This is a genomic window from Niastella sp. sgz303648, from assembly GCF_059587045.1.
This window is the reverse complement of record NZ_JCAPSW010000054.1, coordinates 1-1,602: the sequence shown is the minus strand read 5'-3', so window position 1 is coordinate 1,602 and position 1,602 is coordinate 1. Positions and strand designations below refer to the sequence as shown.

At 41.4% G+C, this 1,602-nt stretch carries 1 protein-coding gene; it reads left to right on the top strand.

The genetic code is table 11. The annotated features are described in order from the left end of the window. Positions 1–95 precede the first annotated feature (95 nt). Positions 96–1,208: an IS110 family RNA-guided transposase gene (locus AC59IL_RS38865; protein ID WP_496557657.1), complete on the top strand. Its 1,113-nt coding sequence runs from the start codon at positions 96–98 to the stop codon at positions 1,206–1,208. Positions 1,209–1,602 lie beyond the last annotated feature (394 nt).

The window sequence follows — 1,602 nt, the reverse complement described above, 5'->3', positions numbered from 1 at the left end:
CAACTGGACAGTCTATATGTAAAAGGTTTCGGCGCAACAGCAGTCCAGAAATACATCAGGCTGCAATGAAGAACTTTGCATAAAAATTAAATTTTATGAAACAGCAAACTTCATGTGCTACCGAAACCCATAACAAAAGTAGCAAGACAATTGATTATACGGGTAGAACTATTCATGTAGGGATAGATGTCCATCTGAAAGACTGGCAGATAGCCTCTGTAAATGAAACTATTGTACTGGGAAATCACCGAATGGAAGGGAAGGTTGAAAATGTAGTTAACCATTTACAAAAGAAGTTTCCGGGGGCAATCTTTAAATGCGTATATGAAAGTTGTGCCTGGGGATTTGAACTCCAACGTCAACTTGCTGCCAGGGGAATGGAATGTATTGTCGTTCACGCGGCCGATGTATCGGGTAGCGACAAAGAACGAAAGAGAAAAACCGACAAAGTAGATGCTGTAAAATTGGCGCGTTATCATGCAGCTGGTCTATTGCAGGGTATCTATATACCAGATGAAAATCTCCAGAAACAACGTAACCTGGTTCGTTATCGCTGCAAGTTGACCAGAGATCTAACCAGGAGCAGGAACCGGCTTAAAAGCTTACTCAAATATCAGGGTATAGAAATTCCCAAACAATTTGGGAAAGCCCGTTGGAGCCGGAATTTTCTAAACTGGATAGAACAGGAAGCGCAAAAAGATACCGTATTAAAAGATACTTTATTGTTTATGTTGGAACAGGTAAAATTTTTGCGTCAATTATTATTAGAAGTAGAACGAAAACTCAGAGGGTTGATGAATAGTGAAAAATACAATAACAGCATAAAACTATTAATGAGTGTGCCAGGCATAGGCCGTACGATAGCGATATTATGGTTGTTGGAAATTGGAGATGTGCGTCGCTTTGAAAATATTGACCGATTAAACGCTTATGTGGGGTTCTGTCCGGATACTAACAGTTCTGGCGAGACGCAACATGACCGGGGCATCAGTTCCCGGCGGCACAATCAGCTACGGGTTAATTTAATTCAAGCTGCCTGGCAGGCCATCCGCACCGATCCCGCAATGCTGGAAACCTATCAACAACTCATAAAAAGAATGAAAGGGACCCAGGCAATTGTTCGCATTGCCAGAAAGTTGGTACGGAGAATAAGAGCTATACAGTTAAATGCAACACTTTATCAAAAGGGAGTAGTCATTGGCCAGTAATACTGGAAATCCCATAGCCGATGAGTTTTTTTAGCCATATAAGGCTCTGATTGATCAAAAAGAACGGCTTGAAGCATTTTACCTCAAGCCGCTTCGACAATCGTCGCCATCAGCCTTATTGCTGGCAGGTTGCCCTCCGGCAGAGCCTGCTTCCTCTTGGGGCTGATGACACAAAATTAAAAGTCTTTTTAACATCACAGGAGGTAATCATAAACTGGTATAATGACTGCTGTTCGAAATTTGCAATTCCAGATTGTTCATGGACAGTGTGCAGCATTATACCTTTACCTTACAAGACTTGAAATAGAATTGCAGCGTAAATACTGTTAAACAACATATTGCCGACTGCTGATAGGAGTATGACCCATCTGTGATAAAAATATTAAGCTATCGA

What these genes read in the sequence shown, in the direction of transcription:
- AC59IL_RS38865 (WP_496557657.1), top strand. Translation starts at nt 96, where the DNA reads ATGAAACAGCAAACTTCATGTGCTACCGAAACCCATAACAAAAGTAGC.